At 69.6% G+C, this 16,869-nt stretch carries 12 protein-coding genes and 1 pseudogene; 4 read left to right on the plus strand and 9 right to left on the minus strand.

What is annotated here, in order from left to right:
* Positions 1 to 948, plus strand: a pseudogene (cydB, locus tag IG84_RS41495) (cytochrome d ubiquinol oxidase subunit II); the annotation flags it as partial.
* A 144-nt stretch (positions 949 to 1,092) separates the two neighbouring features.
* Complete coding sequence (locus IG84_RS41500) at positions 1,093 to 2,448, plus strand: NAD(P)/FAD-dependent oxidoreductase (RefSeq protein WP_031052528.1); 1,356 nt, start codon at positions 1,093 to 1,095, stop codon at positions 2,446 to 2,448.
* A 42-nt stretch (positions 2,449 to 2,490) separates the two neighbouring features.
* On the opposite strand, the gene IG84_RS0106845 is transcribed toward IG84_RS41500, so the two are convergent.
* Genes IG84_RS0106845 through IG84_RS0106855 form a run of 3 tightly spaced genes read right to left on the minus strand, consistent with a single transcriptional unit; the run spans position 2,491 to position 7,278 of the window.
* Positions 2,491 to 3,915 (minus strand): phytoene desaturase family protein, encoded by a 1,425-nt coding sequence (locus IG84_RS0106845; protein WP_031052531.1) that lies wholly within the window; start codon positions 3,913 to 3,915, stop codon positions 2,491 to 2,493.
* Positions 3,912 to 5,753: a DUF3556 domain-containing protein gene (locus tag IG84_RS0106850; protein ID WP_078648654.1), complete on the minus strand. Its 1,842-nt coding sequence runs from the start codon at positions 5,751 to 5,753 to the stop codon at positions 3,912 to 3,914. Before IG84_RS0106850 ends, IG84_RS0106845 begins: the two co-directional genes overlap by 4 nt.
* A 28-nt stretch (positions 5,754 to 5,781) precedes the next feature.
* A complete protein-coding gene (locus IG84_RS0106855) occupies positions 5,782 to 7,278 on the minus strand; it encodes a class I adenylate-forming enzyme family protein (protein ID WP_031052535.1) in 1,497 nt (498 codons plus the stop codon).
* Between the two features lie 290 nt (positions 7,279 to 7,568).
* Between IG84_RS0106855 and IG84_RS0106860 the strand changes: the two genes are divergently transcribed.
* Positions 7,569 to 8,822: an RsbRD N-terminal domain-containing protein gene (locus tag IG84_RS0106860; RefSeq protein ID WP_063761748.1), complete on the plus strand. Its 1,254-nt coding sequence runs from the start codon at positions 7,569 to 7,571 to the stop codon at positions 8,820 to 8,822.
* Positions 8,823 to 8,885: 63 nt separating this feature from the next.
* On the opposite strand, the gene IG84_RS37720 is transcribed toward IG84_RS0106860, so the two are convergent.
* The 6 genes from IG84_RS37720 to IG84_RS0106890 form a co-directional block, all read right to left on the minus strand.
* Positions 8,886 to 9,413, minus strand: a complete 528-nt coding sequence (locus tag IG84_RS37720; RefSeq protein ID WP_245659246.1) for a TetR/AcrR family transcriptional regulator — start codon at positions 9,411 to 9,413, stop codon at positions 8,886 to 8,888.
* A 711-nt stretch (positions 9,414 to 10,124) separates the two neighbouring features.
* A complete protein-coding gene (locus IG84_RS0106870; protein WP_157848834.1) occupies positions 10,125 to 11,024 on the minus strand; it encodes a phytanoyl-CoA dioxygenase family protein in 900 nt (299 codons plus the stop codon).
* 83 nt (positions 11,025 to 11,107) lie between these two features.
* Positions 11,108 to 11,953: a class I SAM-dependent methyltransferase gene (locus tag IG84_RS0106875; protein WP_031052544.1), complete on the minus strand. Its 846-nt coding sequence runs from the start codon at positions 11,951 to 11,953 to the stop codon at positions 11,108 to 11,110.
* Positions 11,950 to 12,699 carry a class I SAM-dependent DNA methyltransferase gene (locus tag IG84_RS0106880; protein WP_031052548.1) on the minus strand — a complete coding sequence of 250 codons (750 nt, stop codon included), beginning with the start codon at positions 12,697 to 12,699 and terminating at the stop codon, positions 11,950 to 11,952. The genes IG84_RS0106875 and IG84_RS0106880 overlap by 4 nt, the downstream gene beginning before the upstream one ends.
* 45 nt (positions 12,700 to 12,744) lie before the next feature.
* Positions 12,745 to 13,971, minus strand: coding sequence for a YcaO-like family protein (locus IG84_RS0106885; protein WP_031052551.1), 1,227 nt, complete (start codon positions 13,969 to 13,971; stop codon positions 12,745 to 12,747).
* A 90-nt stretch (positions 13,972 to 14,061) separates the two neighbouring features.
* Entirely contained in the window at positions 14,062 to 15,018 is a 957-nt protein-coding gene (locus IG84_RS0106890) for an aKG-HExxH-type peptide beta-hydroxylase (protein ID WP_031052553.1), read from the minus strand.
* 699 nt (positions 15,019 to 15,717) lie between these two features.
* On the opposite strand from IG84_RS0106890, the gene IG84_RS0106900 reads away from it, so the two are divergent.
* Positions 15,718 to 16,863: a glycosyltransferase family 4 protein gene (locus tag IG84_RS0106900; RefSeq protein ID WP_031052555.1), complete on the plus strand. Its 1,146-nt coding sequence runs from the start codon at positions 15,718 to 15,720 to the stop codon at positions 16,861 to 16,863.
* Positions 16,864 to 16,869 lie beyond the last annotated feature (6 nt).

Genomic DNA, 16,869 nt, shown 5'->3' on the forward strand with positions numbered 1-16,869 from the left:
ATGCACCTTCACGACCTCTGGTTCGTGCTGATCGCCTTCCTGTGGATCGGCTACTTCTTCCTCGAAGGCTTCGACTTCGGCATCGGCGTCCTGACCAAGACCCTGGCGAGGGGCCGGCCCGAGAAGCGGGTCCTGATCAACACCATCGGCCCGGTCTGGGACGGTAACGAGGTCTGGCTGCTGTCGGCGGTCGGCGCCACGTTCGCGGCCTTCCCCGACTGGTACGCCACCCTGCTCAGCGGGTTCTACCTGCCGTTCCTGCTCATCCTGGTCTGCCTGATCGTGCGTGGTGTCGCGTTCGAGTACCGGCACAAGCGCAGTGAGGAGCGCTGGCAGCGCAATTGGGAGCACGCCATCTTCTGGTGCTCACTGATTCCCGCCTTCACCTGGGGGGTCGTCTTCGCCAACATTGTCGGGGGCGTGCCCATCGGCGCGGACAAGGAGTACGCGGGTGACCTGCTCGACCTCCTGACCCCCTACACCCTGCTGGGCGGCACCTTCACTCTGGTGCTCTTCACCTTCCACGGCGCGGTGTTCGCAGCGCTCAAGACGGTCGGCGGCATCCGGGGGCGGGCCCGGCACCAGGCCCGTGTACTGGGCCCGGGCGCACTGGCTCTGGCGCTGGTCTTCCTCGGCTGGACCCAGGCCGATCACGGCAACGGCCGTAGCCTGGCCGCTACTTGGGTCGTCTGTCTTGCGCTGGGCGCCGCGCTGGCGCTGAACTCCCGTGCCCGGGAGGGCTGGGCCTTCGCCCTGTCCGGCACCGGTGTCGCGGCGGCGTTCACCGCGCTGTTCCTCGGCCTCTACCCGGACGTGATGCCCTCCACCCTCAGCCCCTTGTGGAGCCTGACCACCGGTAACGCGGCCTCCAGCCCCTACACGCTGGGGATCATGACCTGGGTCGCACTGATCGTGACGCCCCTCGTCATGGCCTACCAGGCTTTCACGTACTGGGTCTTCCGCCGGCGCATCGGCATTCAGCACATCCCCGGTGCCAAGTCCCCGCAGTCGGCTCCGGCGGACGCGAGGCCCTCAACCCGGCAGCGGTCCGGCGCACTTACGCCCGCTGCCCCTTCCCGGAAAGGACTGATCATGACCGACACCGGCGCCACCAAGCCTCCTCGGATCCTCATCGTCGGCGGTGGATACGTCGGCCTGTACACGGCGATGCGCCTCGGCAAGAAGCTCCGCGGACAGGAGGCCACCGTCACGGTCGTCGACCCGCGCTCGTACATGACGTACCTGCCCTTCCTCCCGGAGGCCGCCGGCGGCAATGTCGCCGACCGCAACCTCGTCGCCCCCCTGCGGCCCGCCCTGAACAGGGCCGAGGTCGTCACCGGGCACGTGGTCGCCGTCGACCACAGCCGCAGGACCGCCACCGTGATGCCCCCAGCGGGCGACGGGTACGAGCTCGGCTTCGACTACCTCGTCGTCGCCACCGGCTCCGTTTCCCGTACCTTCCCCATCCCCGGTCTGGCCGAGCACGCCATCGGCCTGAAGACCGTCGAGGAGGCCATCAGCCTGCGCAACCACGTGCTCTGGCAGCTCGACAAAGCCGATTCCACCACGGACCCGGAGATCCGCCGCAAGGCGCTCACCTTCGTCTTCGTCGGCGGCGGCTTCGCCGGAGTGGAGGCCGTCGGCGAGGTCGAGGACATGGCCCGCGACGCGGCGAAGAACTACCGCAACATCAGCCGGGACGACATGCGCTTCGTCCTCGTCGAGGCCGCACACCGCATCCTGCCCGAGATGGGTCCCGACCTGGGCGTATGGACGAAGGAGAAGCTGGAGGAACGAGGCGTCGAGGTCTACCTCAACACCTCCATGAAATCCTGCACCGACCGGTGCGTAGTGCTGAAGAACGGCGTCGAGACCCCCGCCTCCACCATCGTGTGGACGGCCGGTGTGAAGCCGAGCCCGGTCCTCTCCGCGTTCGGTCTCCCCCTCGGCCCGCGGGGACACATCGACACCGCCGCCACCCTCCAGGTCCAGGGCATGAACCATGTCTGGTCGGCCGGGGACAACGCCCAGGTACCCGACCTGGCCGTCGGTGAGGGAGCATGGTGCCCGCCCAACGCTCAGCACGCCTGCCGCCAGGCCACGGTTCTCGCCGACAACGTCATCGCCCGCCTGCGGGGCCGACCGCAGAAGGAGTACCGGCACAAGAACCTTGGCGCCGTCGCCAGCATCGGCCTGCACAAGGGCGTGGCGATCATGTTCGGGAAGTTCCGGCTCAAGGGACGGTCGGCCTGGTGGTTCCACCGCCTGTACCACGGCGCCATGATGCCGACCATGAACCGCAAACTCCGCGTCTTCCTCGACTGGACCCTCGCCACCTTCCTGCGGCGCGAGACCGTCGGCCTGCCGGAGATGGCACGCCCGCGGGATGCCTTCGTCGAGGCAGCCCACCCCGAATCCGTGCTGCAGCTTGCAGACCGGTCCAGCTGACCGACATCTGTCAGGGGGTGTCCGCCGGACACCCCCTGACCCTCATCCCAGGCGGCGGTGCAGGTAACGCAGGGCGGCTGCCGCTGCGTTGGCCCCGCACATGCCGTGGGCCCCGGGCCCCGGTGGGGTGGCGGCCGAGCACAGGAAGGTTCCGGGGATTCCTGTGCTGTAGGGGTTGCGTCCGGGCCTGGGGCCCAGGAGCAGCTGGGCCGGGTCCTTCGCGCCCGTGAGGATGTCGCCGCCCACATAGTTGGGGTTGTGTCCCGGCAGGTCGGACGTGCTGCGGACCGCCATGCCGATGATGCGCTCGCGGAACCCCGGCGCGAAACGCTCGATCTGCGCGATGATCGCCTGGCTCGCGTCCCCGGTGTAGCCGTGCGGGACATGCGCATACGTCCACAGCGGGTGGACATCGCCCACTGAACGCCCCGGATCGGCGAGGTACTGCTGACCGACCAGGACGAACGGGCGCTCGGGCATCGCCCCGGCGTGGGTCTGCCGCTCGGTGGCGGCGATCTCGGCGTAGGTACCGCCCAGGTGGACCGTCCCGGCCCGGCGGGCCGAGGGATGGTTCCACGGCACGCCTCCCTCGATGGCGAAGTCGACCTTGAAGGCACCGGGGCCGTGCCGGAAGCGGCGGTAGGCCCGGGCCGTGGCGGCGGGCAGCCGGTCGCCGAGGATGGCGGCGACCGCGCCCGGGGCCAGGTCGAACAGGGTCAGGTCGGTGGCGGGGAGCTGGGATGCGTGGGTGACGCGTACCCCGGTCTCGATCTTCCCGCCCAGTTCTCGCAGCTTGGAGGCCAGGGCCTGGCCGATGGAGCGGGAGCCGCCGGCCGCGACCGCCCAGCCGTAACGATGGCCTGCGGTGAGGATGCCGAGGCCGATCGCCGAAGACACCGGGTGGTGCAGCGGCTGGAAGGCGTGGGCCGCGACCCCGCCGAACAACGCCCGGGCCCCTTCGGTGCGCAGGAACCGTGCGAAGGCGGAGGCGGGGAGCAGGGTGGGCAGTCCGAAGCGGGCGAGCCGCAGCGGATGAGACGGCAGGCGCAGCAGCGGGCCCATGATGTCGGCGGCCAGCTTCTCGTATGCCTCGGTGTTGCTGCCGAAAGCGAGTCGCCAGCGCTTTCCGTCGGTGCCCAGGCCCGCCGCCGTCTCCGCCACGGACCGGTGCAGGACGGCCGCGTCGCGTCCGTCGAGCGGATGTACGCAGTCGATCTCGGGCCACCGCCAGTGCAGGCCGTGGCGTTCGAGGTCCAGGCCGCGCAGGAAGGCCGAACCCACCGCCATGGGGTGGACGGCGGAGCAGTGGTCATGCAGCAGCCCGGGAACGATCGCCTCGCCCGAGCGGGTCCCGCCGCCCACTTCCTCCGCTGCCTCCAGCACGGTGACCGCCACGCCCCTGTCGGCGAGGGCGACGGCGGCTGCGAGCCCGTTGGGACCTGCGCCGACCACCACTGCCGTGCTCATGCGCCGGCCCTCGCACCGGAACCGGGGCCCGGGGGCTCCTCGGCGTCCTGCCCTGCCGGGTGCGCCTCGTCCCCGTCGAGCCGGGGAACGCGGTGCGTGCGGTGGGACCAGGTGACGTCGAGGGGGATCGGGCCGTTCGGCAGCCACGGCTGTTCCCGTACGGCGTCCGCGACCCGCCAGATGCCGCGCTCGATCACGCCCAGCGCCGCGTCGATGAGCTTGTAGTGCTGGACCCGGCTGTGGATGGCCTGCGACTCCACCCAGACGACCACCAGCTCACCCGGGGCGAAGCCGCACCGGCTCTGCACCGCCGCGATCAGGTCCTCGTTGTGCAGATGACCGTCACCGAAGTTGAAGCCGATGAGCGAGTTGCACACGAACTCCGCCTCGCGGACGGCGCGTCGGTCCAGGTCCGGGATGCGGCTGCGCAGTACGGAGAACAGGCCCCGGCCCTGGCTGTGCATCGACCGCCAGGCGATGGTCTGCTGCAGGGTGATCTCGGCGGCGCTCTCCGTGTATCCCAGCTTGAGGAGCTGGTCCTTCTGATTCCTGGTGGGCCGCTGCACCGCGTCGAGGCGGCTCTCGGCCCCAGGGGCGAACACCCACAACGCCGACGCCCAGTTGCCGGCGTACTGCCGCATCGAGGGGAGGAAGGAGACCAGGTCGGGGCGGAGGTTTCCGAGCACGGGGAAAAACGCGAGAGCGGCGATGACCGCGCCCGTCAGCCAGAGGGAAGACATGTCGCCGATACCGTACCCGTCCTGCGCGGGGAAACCGGCGAAGAGGAACACCGAGGCGTAGGCGAACAGCACGTTCCATTCCAAGGGAACGGCCAGCGGGAACGTCGAGGCGATGAACAGGTGGAAGACCACCATGAGACCCACGGCGGCGAGGGTCACCGTGGTGTCGGTGGAGAGCAGCAGCACCAGCGGGGTGACGATCTCCAGGCAGGTGCCGCCGACGTGCGCCAGGGAACCGGCGACAAGACCCGACGGGCGGATGTCGTGCGGCGCGTCACGGTAGAGCTGCCGCTTGAACCATTTCGACGGGATGCAGGGGCTGTTGCTCACCATCGGGGGCACGACATTGGCGAAGTGCCGGCCGAACTTCGATACGCCCGCTCCGATCCATACGACGGCGATCAGCAGCTTCAGCGCAATGATCATGTCGGTGAAGTCGAGGACGGCGAAGAAGACGAGCGCCGGCAGGTACTGCTCGCCGCGCGCGGCGAGGAAGATCGTCTTGTCGCGCAGCCCGCACAGGACGAGCAGCGCCGCAGCGGTGATCAGCAGTGCGGGACTGACCAGTGCACCACTGTCCGGTGAGGCCGCCGTGTCGGCGCCGGGCAGGACGACCGCCAGGCCGAGCACGGTGAGCAGCGCGAGATAGAGCAGGACGTCGAACGGGGTGCGCCGGTCGCCGGAGGTGAACGGGACCCGGCGCCAGGGGCGCAACCGGATGGTTCCGGGGCGCGCCCAGAACAGTACGCCGCCGGTCATCGGTGTGAACTTACCGGCCAACGGCCCCCAGGACCCGGCCAGGCCGAGCGCTTCGAGCAGCACGGTCCACAGGAGGAGCTTCTGGTAGACGAGGGGGTTGTCCCACCATCCGGCGACGTCCCAGGCGGGGCCGGCACCGGACGTCCAGGTGGCCAGGGCCACTCCGGCGGCGACGTACAGCAGCAGGATCTTCACCACGTAGATCGTGTGGATCATGCGCGGCGAGCCGAAGCCGTACTCGACCCAGTGCAGGGTGAGTGCCTTGATGCGCTCGGGCAGGGGTTGGTCGAGGAACGTGTCCTCGTCGACGGGCGGGAAGTCACCTTTGACGAAGCCCATGGCCATTCCTTCCTGGTCGTTCGGGCGGTCAGATACCGGACTTCAGTCCGTCGTGAGTCGTCAGTTCGTCCCGAAGGGCAGGCTTGCTGATCTTTCCGATGGCGTTCTTGGGAAGGCTGTCGAGGACATGCACGGCGGCAGGGATCTTGTAGCGGGTCAGCCGCAGGCGCAGATGGTCGAGGATCCGTGTCTCGCTCAGCTCGGCACCTCGTGCGGGGACTACGCACAGGACCGGCACTTCGCCGAGCTCCCGGTCCGGACGGCCTACTACAGCGGCTTCGAGCACCTCGTCCAGCTCGTGGACGGCTTCCTCGATCTCCTTGGGGTAGATGTTCTCGCCGCCACGGATGATCATGTCCTTCGCACGGTCCACCAGGACGAGATAGCCATCCTCGTCGAGCCGCCCGATGTCCCCGGTGTGCAACCAGCCGTCACTGATCGTCCTGCTGGTCTCGTCCGGCAGGTTGAGGTATCCGCGCATCACATTGGGGCCCTTTACCAGTACTTCGCCGCGCTCACCGGATGCGGCGTCGGTGCCATCGGCGGCCAGGATCCGGAGGTGCTGGCCCGGCAGCGGGAGGCCGACGGTTCCCGGCTTCCGCTTGCCGTCCAGCGGATTGGCCGTGGTGGCACAGGTGCCCTCTGAGAGCCCGTACCCCTCGATGACGGGGACGCCGAAGCGGCCCTCGAACCGCTTGAGCAGTTCGGCGCTCGCCGGCGCCGCACCGCAGATCACGAAGCGCAAGGACGAGGTGTCGGTGGGAATGTCCGCGGCCAGATCGGCGAGCCTCGCGTAGATCGTCGGCACGGCGGAGAAGTAGGTGGGGCGGATCGTGGCCAGCCGGTCGAAGAAGGTCGTGGCGTCGAAGCGGCCGCCGACCGTCGTGCGGCCGCCCGCGAGCAGCGGTGACAGTGTGCCGACCACGATGCCGTTGACGTGGAAGAGCGGCAGGACGAGCAGGCTGTGGGAATCGGCGTCCATCTGGAACCAGTCGATGGTCATCGAGCACATCGCGGCCACGTTCGCGTGATCGAGCATGACGCCCTTGGGACGACCGGTGGTGCCGCTCGTGTAGATCAGCAGCGCGAGGTCGTCACCCGACGAAGGGACCGCGGGCGGGGGCGCTGTTGTCCGTGTGGACAAGGACAGGTCGGTCCACGCAACGTCGGACGGGACCTTCTGCGCATCCTCGATGGTCGTCACGACGATCTCCGCTCCGGAATCCCGCAGTTGGTGCTCCACCTCCCGCTCGGTGGCCTGCGGGTTCAGCGGGGTGACGACGGCGCCCAGATGCCATGAGGCGAAAAGGGCGACAATGAACCGCACGCTGTTCGGCAGCATGACGGCCACCGCGTCACCGGGGGCGACTTGGCGAGAGGCCAGCGCGGAAGCCGCCCGCTCGACCGCCGTTTGGAATTCTGCATTCGTCAGCACCACGGAGTCATCGGCCACTGCGAGCCCGTGCGGATCATTCTCTGCCCGGAATGCAGGCAGTGCGGAAAGGTGCGTTGCGGGAAGGTGCATTTGCGGTCTCCTTGCTGGGTGGTGCGCCGCCGTCCTGTGGAATCCTGAAGGAGCTCATCGCCTGCAAGCCATGTCCCCGGGAAATGAAGAAACCGACAGTCTTTGTCTCGCAGGGACAGGCCCTGCCTGGGTGGGGCTCGCGGCCCCAGCGCCTCGCCCGCCCAGCGGCGGACTCATGCGGAACCAGCGTCTTGCCCGGCTCCGATCGGTCCGCCTACGGTTGTCGGGTGGAAACAAGACCCGGTCCAGAGGCGTGCGACACCGACTCCGTCGACCACTGCGCAGCAGAAATGGCCGCGGAGCTGAGTAGCCAGATCGCCGAGGAGACCACCAGAATCAGAGAAATTCTGGAATCCGGAATACCTGAAATACGCAGCGACGCACGACTGCGTCAACTCCTTTGGGATAGCGTCAAGGGGAACCTGAACGCTATCCTCCACACCCTCCAATTCGATATTCACGCCGAGCGTGTGGAGGCACCTTCGGCCGCACTGGAGTACGCGCGCCGGCTCGCCCAGAACGACATTCCGGTCAATTCCCTCGTCCGTGCCTACCGGCTCGGCCAGACCGCCTTCTTCGACCAAGCACTCGTACTCATCACCCGTCGCGCCCTGGCCCCGGAGCTGAAGCTCACGGTCGCGCACCGCATCTTCACGGTGGTCTCCGGTTACATCGACTGGATCTCGCAGCAGGTCATCGGGGCCTACGAAGAGGAACGGAGCCGCTGGCAGGACAGTAGCAGCGGCATGCGCGCGGTACGCGTGCGCGAGATCCTCGCCGCAACGGAGGATTCCCCGGCCCCGAGCGACCTCGGCCTCGGCTACGGCCTCGACCAGTACCACCTGGCCCTGATCCTCTGGTCACCCGAGCACCGGGCCGACGACCTGGCCCTCGGTGAACTCGAACGTGCGGCGCACTCCATCGCCGAACACCTCGGAGCCGTACGGCCACCACTCTTCGTCGCCGTCGACCGGCTCTCGGCCTGGACATGGATCCCGCTCGGGGAACGCGTACAGGTGGACAGGCCCTCGATCGCCCGCAAGGTGACCGGCCGTGGCGACCGACTGTCCGTCGCCGCCGGCCGACCGGCCTCCGGCCACCGCGGATTCCGCACCTCGCACGAGCAGGCAAAGGTCGCCCAGCACGTGGCCATGCTGCACAAGCCGCATCCCCGCCGGGTGACCTTCCACGAGGAACCAGGGCTCGCCGTGGCCGACCTCCTGGCCAAGGACCTCGACGGCACCCGTGCCTGGGTCCTCGAGACGCTCGGCCCGCTCGCCGCCGACAGCGAGTCGGCCGCCCGCAGCCGCGAGACCCTGCGCGCATATCTGAACTGCGGCTCCAGCCACAAGGCAGCGGCGGCAAGCCTCAACCTGCACTACAACACGGTCAAGTACCGCGTTCGCAAGGCAGAGCAGGAACTGGGTGCCGCCGTCGCCGACAACCGGCTGGCCATCGAACTCGCCGTACTGGCCTGCCACTGGCTGGGCCGTGCCGTCCTCAGCCCCGGGGCCACGTTCCCCGAAGAACGAGCCCTGCCGTGAACGTTCCCGGTCAGAGCACTAGGCGGTGCCGCCCGTCCTCGGCCAGGGCGACCATCAGGCGCGTCAGGTTTTCTGTGGGCACTGTGCGGGCCGGCCGACGCCGGTCAGCGCGCGCGTGTCCAGGTGGGACAGGCTCTGGGGCAGATGTTCCTCATGAGCTGCCAGGGCCCGTGCGGTCAGAGGAGCGCGCCGCGTGCAGTGTGAACTCCATCGAGACCCGGAACCAGCGCTGCTCCTCCGGGTACTGCCTGATGCGGTCCAGGAACTGCGCCACGGGCCCTGCTCAGGGTCCAGGCCGACCGCCGCGTCCTCCAGCCGAGCGAGCAGGCGGCCGGTGCGGGCGTCGTACAGGGCCGGGAACAGCTCCTCCTTGTCGCGGTAATGGGAATAGAGGGCGTCACGGGTCAGCCCTGCCCGCTCGACGATGCCGCTGATCGAGGTGGTGTGGAAGCCCTTCTCGGTGAACAGGGCCAACGCGCTCTCCAGCAGACCGGCGACGGTGCGAGGGCGGCACTTCGTGGGCGACTTGGGCAGGGTGGAAGCTCTCGTACGGAAGCTGGGGCGGCGGCCAGCCCCGCATCCAGTGTCCATGGCGCGCAATCCGCTCAGTCAGCGGTGCCGGTGCCGTAGTCAGGGCAACACGCCTGCTCGGACATTGCCTGGGGGCGGACGGCATCCTCCGCCTGGCACCGCAGGCCACGGAGAGCGTCCTGACTTGATGGGGAAACCGGCTCAAGGCAGAGGGCCGCCCTCCCACCCTCCTTGGGGAGTTCCTGGTCGTGGCCGGCGGTCCACCTCGACCCACAAGAAGCGTGCAGCTTACTCGCGGACCACCCGCCGACCACCAAGCCAGCTCATAAGCATCGTTGCGCACCTACCCTGACCTGCGTTAATGTCCCAGCTCACCGATACCACCGTCCTCCGAATCACACAGGTCGCTGATTCGTGCTGTACAGGTATATCGCTCGATGCATTGACTCACGGCCGATACTCCATTGCTGACAAGTGCTACTGACTCAGGGCTAACCTCGAAGGTCCGGAGGAGTAGGTCCTCACGCTGCCTTTCGGACTTACGCGAGTGGGCGGGTGTCCTCGACGAGATGACCGTGGCAGTGGTACATCACCTCGTCGAGGTGACGCGTCACCCTGGCCAGCCGCCAGGCCGCGTCACAGGGCAAACGGCCGCGCTCTTGAGCGCGCAGACGCAGGGGCAGAGGCTGGTTACCGGGTCGAGCAGCCGATGTGGGGCGAATATTCGCGTCGGCCCATGTCAGCCCCCGCTGCCTGGTGTCGTCTTGTTGATTACCCATACCGCCGCCCTCGGAGCGGCAGGCTACGGCGTGTGGAGCGGAGCAGCTGACGGGCCCGGCCTGTGGTCAGCGTGGAGCGCAGGGGGGCCAGCGGGGCGAGAGGGGTGCCGAGCAGGCGGGGGTCGGCGTAGGGGGTCCAGCCTGTGGCGTGCGGATGGTAGCGGGGCGGGCCGAGGCAGATCCGCTTGGTGACCACCCAGCGGGTCTCGGGACCGGTGTTCGGGCGGGTGGCGTGCAGGTGATCACCGGCGAACAACAGCACGTCGCCCCGGCCGAGTTCGACCTCGACGGGCTCGCCGATCTGCTGGTGGGGAACGAGCCGTACGCCGTCGTGCCGCAGGGGGCTGCGATAGGCGTCCGGCCAGAGGAGCAGGCCGTTGTCGTGCCGCACGCGGCTGACGGCCATCCAGAGGTTCACCGAGTTGAGAGCGGTGTTGAACCAGGAGTCCACGTGGGCGTCCGTGGGGATCAGGAAACCGGTGTAGTCCCGCAGCTGTCCTTCTCGTCCGTCGACGCAGCTCCGCGGCGGCATGATCCGCACCCCGAGGTGGTCACTGACGTACAGGCGGCGGCGTTGCGGTGAGACCTTCTCGGCGAATCGGAGCAGAAGCTGATGGGCGGCCGGGCGTACGCGGCGGTCCAGTTCGTCGCGGACCGACCGGATCTCCGCCACCTCCGCGACGGTGTGCAGCGCCTCCAGGCCGAGGCTCGTCAGCCGATGCCCCGCCTCCGGCGAGGCCACCGCCGCGACGCATTCCAGGGCCGTGTGGGCGAACGGCCGGCCTGCGGCGAGCTGGTCCAGGCCCCCGCGGACCACGACCAACTCGCCGGCCAGTACGTCGCCGAGATCCAGTTCCCGAAGGGTCGTCACGCGCAGTGTTGCGAGTGGCACGATCGTCGTCACCTCTACTCCGGCGGGCGGCTCCTGAGCCGGACAGACCGACGGCCAGGAGCCGGACAGGCCATGGCTCGGGCTCAGGCGGGCGGTTTGGACGCGCGCAGGGAGAAGGACAGGGGCATGGCCGGCAAGCCTTCCGGCAGTCTCCACCAGCCATCCGCGTCCTGCTCCATGAACGGCAGCAGCCGCCAGGCCACGAACGGCCACTCGTGCAGGAACTCGATGCGCATTCCAGCGGCCGCAAGAGCGCTGACGACGTCACCGAGGCTGTGGCCCCAGGCGTACTCCACGCCAGGTACCTGCTGATCCGGGACGGCGATGGGGCTCCGGTACTCGAAGGACAGCGGCTCCGCCTCGCCGAAGTACGAATAGCGCAGCCTCAGCCGGGGCTCCTGGCCACGATTGTCGAGCATCCAGGCCGCGGGGTGGGACTCGAAAACGTAGACGAAGCCGCCCGGTGCGGTGAAGTGGGCGACGACCTCTGCCCAGCGCGTCAGATCGGGCAGCCAGCCGAGAACCCCGTGCGAGGTGTAAACGATGTCGTACGTCCCGTCGAGATGGGCGGGCAGGTCGAGGACATCCGCCTCGACGAAGACGGCGGTGGGGTCGATGTCCGCGGCCAGGGAGCGGGCCGTGGCCACGCCTTCCGAGGAGAAGTCGACGCCGGTGACACGGGCGCCGAGCCGCGCCCAGGAGAGCGTGTCCACGCCGACGTGGCACTGCAGGTGGAGCAGCGAACGGCCCCGGACCGGACCGACCTCGGCGCACTCCAGTGCCCGCATCCGGGATCCGCCGGAGCGGAAGCCGTCCAGATCGTACTGGGCGGACGCGGCTTTCAGCGGGGTCCAGCATTCCCACAGCTCACGATTGCCGAGGACGTACGCCTGCGGGTCGCGGGGCCCGCCCGCGTTCGCCGCCGTCATGCGGAAGCGGGCAGTTCGTAGACGCTGACGTGGTAGCTGCTGCGGTCGCTGAAGGGGGCACCGGACCAGCCCCCGAAGCGCTCGCGCAGCCGTAGGCCGGCCGATGCGGCCATCAGGTCGAGCTCGCCGGGCGACGCGTAGCGGAAGGTGACCTTGATGTGCTGGAAGAGGCCGTGGTCGAGGACGAGGTAGTCGGACACGTAGCGCTGGGTGGCAGGGTGGATCCGGCGGGTCCGGAGGACCGGTGCGCCACTGGCGGACTCGACTGGCTGTGCACCGGTGAGGCAGTCGGTGGCCAGGGCCTCGGGCACGTGGGCGTCGAGGACGAACAGGCCGCCGGGAAGCAGCCGTTGTCCGGCGCGTGCGAAGCATCGGAGCTGAGCTTCTTGGGTGGGGAGTTCGGAGAACGTCCCGTTGGCGACGTAAATGACGGCGAAGTTGCCGTCGTGGTCGACCTCCGCGAAGTCTCCGGTGCTGACGTTGATGCGCTCGCCCCCGGTCTTGGCGCGGAGACGGTCGAGCATGGTCTTGGCGGCGTCGATGCCGTGGACCTCGTACCCGCGTGCGGCCAGCGGGAGGGCGACACGTCCGGTTCCGATGCCCAGTTCGAGCAAGGGGCCGTCCGGGGCGTCGGCGGCGAGCTTCGCCAGCAGGGTGACCGTGGCGTCGGTGGTCTGGGGCGGCGGAGTGAACCAGTCGTCGTAACGCTCGGCGAAGTCGGTCGCGTAACCGGGGGCCGGGGACATCGTGCTCCTCTGCGGGCGGCCTGGACGGGAGTGGGAGTGGGTTGGTCAGCCGAAGGGGTGGGGCGGGGTGCCCGGGCGGGAGGTGGAGGGCAGGGGCAGGGCGCCAGGGGCGACCACACGGAGGACTGTCGTCCCCTCGTCGTGCAGGGCGAGCGGCGTCGTGTCGACGGCGATGACGTCCTGACCGGTGTGCTCGGCCAGCACGCGTACCGGATCGGCGGGCCCGGCCGCCACGCCGGCGTTCCCCGATGCCGCGTCCGCCCCTCCGTGGGCCGTCTCCTCTGACCCGGGCGGCGCCGCCCCGCGGCCGCGTGGGGAGCCGCATGTCCAGTGAGCGAGTGCGTCCTGCTTTCCCTGGTACGTCCACAGGGCGTGCTCGACGGCGGACACCGGCGTCCCCGTCGCCGCCAGCCGCTCACAGGCCCGGTGGGCAGCCGGGGTGTGCATGCTCCAGCGCACCATCAGTGCCTCATGGGCGGCCCGCGCGAGCAGTTCGTGGCGGCGGCCGGGCGGGCCGCACCGGGCACCGAAGGTCTGCTGTCGTCGGCCGGGTGTGTGCAGACAAACGGCAACGGCATCGGCTCCGGGAACGGAGACGGTCAGGGCGGTGGCGGCCAGGCCGAACTCCTCGCACACGCGCCGGACGACGGGCGGGAGCTCGTCGTGTACGGCGCGTACGGCGGGGGGAAGCTTCGCCGGGCTCTGCCAGCTGCGGCGCAGCAGGTCACGCTCCAGTGTCTCCCAGGCCGCGTGCCCGATGGCGGCGCTCCGCTCCGGATGGGCGGCCAGGCCGGTGGAACCGGTACGCAAGGCGGCGGCGCAGCCCGTGGGCGTGCGGTGCTGGAGAAAGACCAGGCCCGCGGGGACCAGGACCTCGGTGTCGTGCAGGAGGGACCGGCCGCTCACCCAGAGCTGGCGCGCCCGCCTGCCGTCCGGCCCGGTCCACGGCGACGGGTCGAGCGCGGGTGCCCCGCGCCGCAGCAGTTCGGTGTGGTCGGCGACGAGTGCGGCGCGGGACTCCGCGGCCCGGCCCGCGAGGACGTTGCCCAAGCGTTCCAGGAGTTCGCCACGGGAGCGCAGCGCGACGTCGTCCGCGTCGGTGCCGGCGGAACTGCCGATGAGTACGTGGTCCCCGCCCGCGCTGGCGGATGCGCCGAACATCGGGCTGCGGGCGGCGACGCGGCCGAACAGCAGTTGTGCCGCGAAGGGGTAGGGCGCGAAAACCTGGGGCGACCAGATGGCCGGCGTGGCGGGCACGGTGGGCGCAGACATGCAGGGCTCCCGGGACGAGGGGCCGGGCGGCGGCGCCGCGTTTCCGGCCCTGGAGGGCGGGGTACGTCGGTGGGGTCTCGGGGCCGCCGGTCAGGCGGCGATCAGCCGCAGCAGGTCGTCGCACTCCCCCAGCACGGCTCTCCCGTGCCCGGTGAGCAGTGCGGGGCGTTCGTACAGCACGGCGATCGCCTGCCGGGCTCCGGTCGACAGTCGGTCCCGGCGGGATGCCAGGGCAAGGGCGACCGGGGAGCCGACGGCGCGCTCGGGGATGCCCGGACTCTCCGTGGCGCTCGTCGTGCCATGCTCCAGCAGTCGTTCGTACAGGGCGGCGCACCGGGCCAGGACCACCGCCTGCTGGAACAATCCCGCGAGGGGTCGAGGGTCGGACCGCAGCGGGGTGCGTACAGGGGCGGTGTCGCCGGCCTCGGTGGTGAGGAACGGGGTGCCCAGCTGGGCGGCGTTGCAGCGGGTATGCGTTCCCTCGTGCACCAGTGCCTCAGCGCACCTGACCGGGCCGGGCAGGCCGCGCGGGCTCGGGCCCAGGCGAGCGCGGTTGATGTAGATCGCGCCGTGCGTGGCGAAGTCGGTGAAGCCGTCGATCGCACTGCCTTCGAGGAGTGCCACCTGCACCACGCAGGCACGCAGTTCGGCCAGCATCTGTGGCCAGTGGCCCGCGAGGAGTGTGCAGCTTTCGCCGAGCACCGCGCGCTCCGTGCCCCGCCAGGATGCCACCCGCGATCCGCCTGTCTTGTCCGTACCGGCCGGCAGCGCCGCCAGAGCACGGTCAGCGGAACGGATCAGGTGGGGCGCCGGCTGTGCGGGCTCCAGGCCCGCACGAGTGGCGACTGCCTCGGAGTGCCACCGCTCGGCGTCCTCGTCGAGTACCGGCCGGCGCCCGGACTGCACGGTCAAGGCGGCGGCGACCGCTGACGGATGGAGGACGGCCGGAGCACGCATCCCGTTCGAGGCCAGGACGGAGCGCACCACTTTTCCGACGGCCGCCTCGTCGCGCGCGGCCTCGCGCGCGTCGGGACCTGCCCGCAGCACCAACTCACCTCCACCAAGTGCAGGGCCTTCCGGTTGCCCAGGACCGGACGGGCACGGCGGGCACGGCCGGTGCGGCGGCCGTGCCCGCGCGCTGTCCTCTCACCGGCGACCGATCCGGCCCAGGCGGCCCTTCCGGGCCGTCGGTCAGTCCTGGTCCGGGATGTCGATCATCAGTGCGTACTCGGGAAGCTCCTCGGTGACCTGCTCGATGTCCGTACCTGTCTGGATGTCCTGGTTCTCCATGCGGTCCTCCATGCTGATCTGGTTGCGGGCCCGCCGTCCGAGGACCGGACCTGACGGGTTATCAATGGCAGCCGCGCATGTTCCGTCTTGTGCGGACCCTTCAGGACTACCGCAGGACCACCCCCCACACCATCGCGCCCTCTCCACCGCGCCGGGAAACCGGCCATCGGGGGACTCTCATGCGCCCGCGGCCGTCGCCGTACACCCTCGCGGGCTCAGAACGCCTGCAGTGTCGAGGAGTCAGGGTCCGACGGCGGAGAACAACTGCGGTTTTCGGTGAGTGGGGAATCGCGTGGGGCGTTGCGAACATGTCCGATAACCCCATCAGACAAATTCCGTGTGCGCCGCTCTGCGCCCCACCATGCTGCCGATCATCAGGCAGACATGGTTGTTCCCCCGGAACGAGGCAGCGAGCATGGGCGGGCATTTTCTCCACGCCCTGGAGGAACTTCAGCCATGCGGATCGCCTATCTGCACTCCGGCAGCATCCCTTCGATCTACGCCAATGGCATCCACGTCATGCGGATGTGCGATGCCTTCACCGATGCGGGGCACGAGGTCGTGCTGTACGCCCTGCCGGGAACGGCCCCCGCCGAGGACGTCCACGGCTACTACGGCACCCGCAACCGCTTCGCGGTGCGGACCGTTGCACAGACCCCCCTGCCGGGCCTCGGCGTGTGGTCACGCGCCGGGCGGGTCCGGGCCGATCTCCGTCGCCAGGGCCTGCCCGATCTGTTGTACGGGCGTGACCTGCGCGCCCTGCTCGCCTGCTCCGACCTGGCCCCGCTCGTGTACGAGACTCATCTGCTGTGGTCCAGCCCGGCAGCCCGGGGCATCGAACGCCTGCTCCTGCGCCGCCGCAACCTCCGCCGCGTGGTGTTCGTGTCCCAAGCGCTCGCGGACGACTACCGTCTCGCCTTTCCGCGCCTCGGTTCCCTGCGCGGTACCGACCTGGTCACCGCCCATGACTGTGCCGATCCCGTCCCGGACAACGGCCCCGTCGCCCAACTTCCGGGGCGCACGCAGGCGTTGAAGATCGGTTATGTCGGCCATCTCTACCCCGGACGCGGCACGGATGTCATCCTCGACCTCGCCGAGCGTCTGCCCGACGCCGACTTCCACCTTGTCGGTGGCACCGCGGCTGACCGGGCGCACTGGCAGAGCCGGAGCCGACTGCCCCACGTCCACTTCCACGGCCATCTTCCGCCAGCCGCAATCGCCCCCTATCACCGGGCGTTCGACATCGTCCTGGCGCCCTATCAGCGCAAGGCGTACTGCGCCGGGGGCGTCGGTGAGATCAGCCGATGGGTGTCACCGATGAAGCTCTTCGAATACATGGCGTACGGCAAGGCAGTCATCGCCTCGGATCTGCCCGTACTGCGGGAGGTCCTCACCGACGGAGTCAACTGCCTGCTGTGTCCTCCGGACTCCACCGAGGCGTGGGCGGCCGCTGTGAAACGACTCGCCGGCGACCCCGGCCTGCGCGTCGCCCTCGGCAACGAGGCACGGCGTCAGATGCTCCAACACCACACCTGGCGGGCCCGCGCGCAACAGGTACTGTCCGGCATGCCCGGTCACCCCGTCGCCGTCGGTGAGTGCTGATGCGGG

The sequence above is a fragment of the Streptomyces ochraceiscleroticus genome, assembly GCF_000720485.1.
In the GTDB taxonomy this organism is placed as follows: Bacteria; Actinomycetota; Actinomycetes; order Streptomycetales; family Streptomycetaceae; genus Streptomyces; species Streptomyces ochraceiscleroticus.

Excerpts from the sequence above, each read along its gene's own strand:
- IG84_RS41500 (WP_031052528.1), top strand. The coding sequence starts at position 1,093 with ATGACCGACACCGGCGCCACCAAGCCTCCTCGGATCCTCATCGTCGGC.
- IG84_RS0106845 (WP_031052531.1), bottom strand. The coding sequence starts at position 3,915 with ATGAGCACGGCAGTGGTGGTCGGCGCAGGTCCCAACGGGCTCGCAGCC.
- IG84_RS0106850 (WP_078648654.1), bottom strand. The coding sequence starts at position 5,753 with ATGGGCTTCGTCAAAGGTGACTTCCCGCCCGTCGACGAGGACACGTTC.
- IG84_RS0106855 (WP_031052535.1), bottom strand. The coding sequence starts at position 7,278 with ATGCACCTTCCCGCAACGCACCTTTCCGCACTGCCTGCATTCCGGGCA.
- IG84_RS0106860 (WP_063761748.1), top strand. The coding sequence starts at position 7,569 with ATGGCCGCGGAGCTGAGTAGCCAGATCGCCGAGGAGACCACCAGAATC.
- IG84_RS37720 (WP_245659246.1), bottom strand. The coding sequence starts at position 9,413 with ATGGACACTGGATGCGGGGCTGGCCGCCGCCCCAGCTTCCGTACGAGA.
- IG84_RS0106875 (WP_031052544.1), bottom strand. The coding sequence starts at position 11,953 with ATGACGGCGGCGAACGCGGGCGGGCCCCGCGACCCGCAGGCGTACGTC.
- IG84_RS0106880 (WP_031052548.1), bottom strand. The coding sequence starts at position 12,699 with ATGTCCCCGGCCCCCGGTTACGCGACCGACTTCGCCGAGCGTTACGAC.
- IG84_RS0106885 (WP_031052551.1), bottom strand. The coding sequence starts at position 13,971 with ATGTCTGCGCCCACCGTGCCCGCCACGCCGGCCATCTGGTCGCCCCAG.
- IG84_RS0106900 (WP_031052555.1), top strand. The coding sequence starts at position 15,718 with ATGCGGATCGCCTATCTGCACTCCGGCAGCATCCCTTCGATCTACGCC.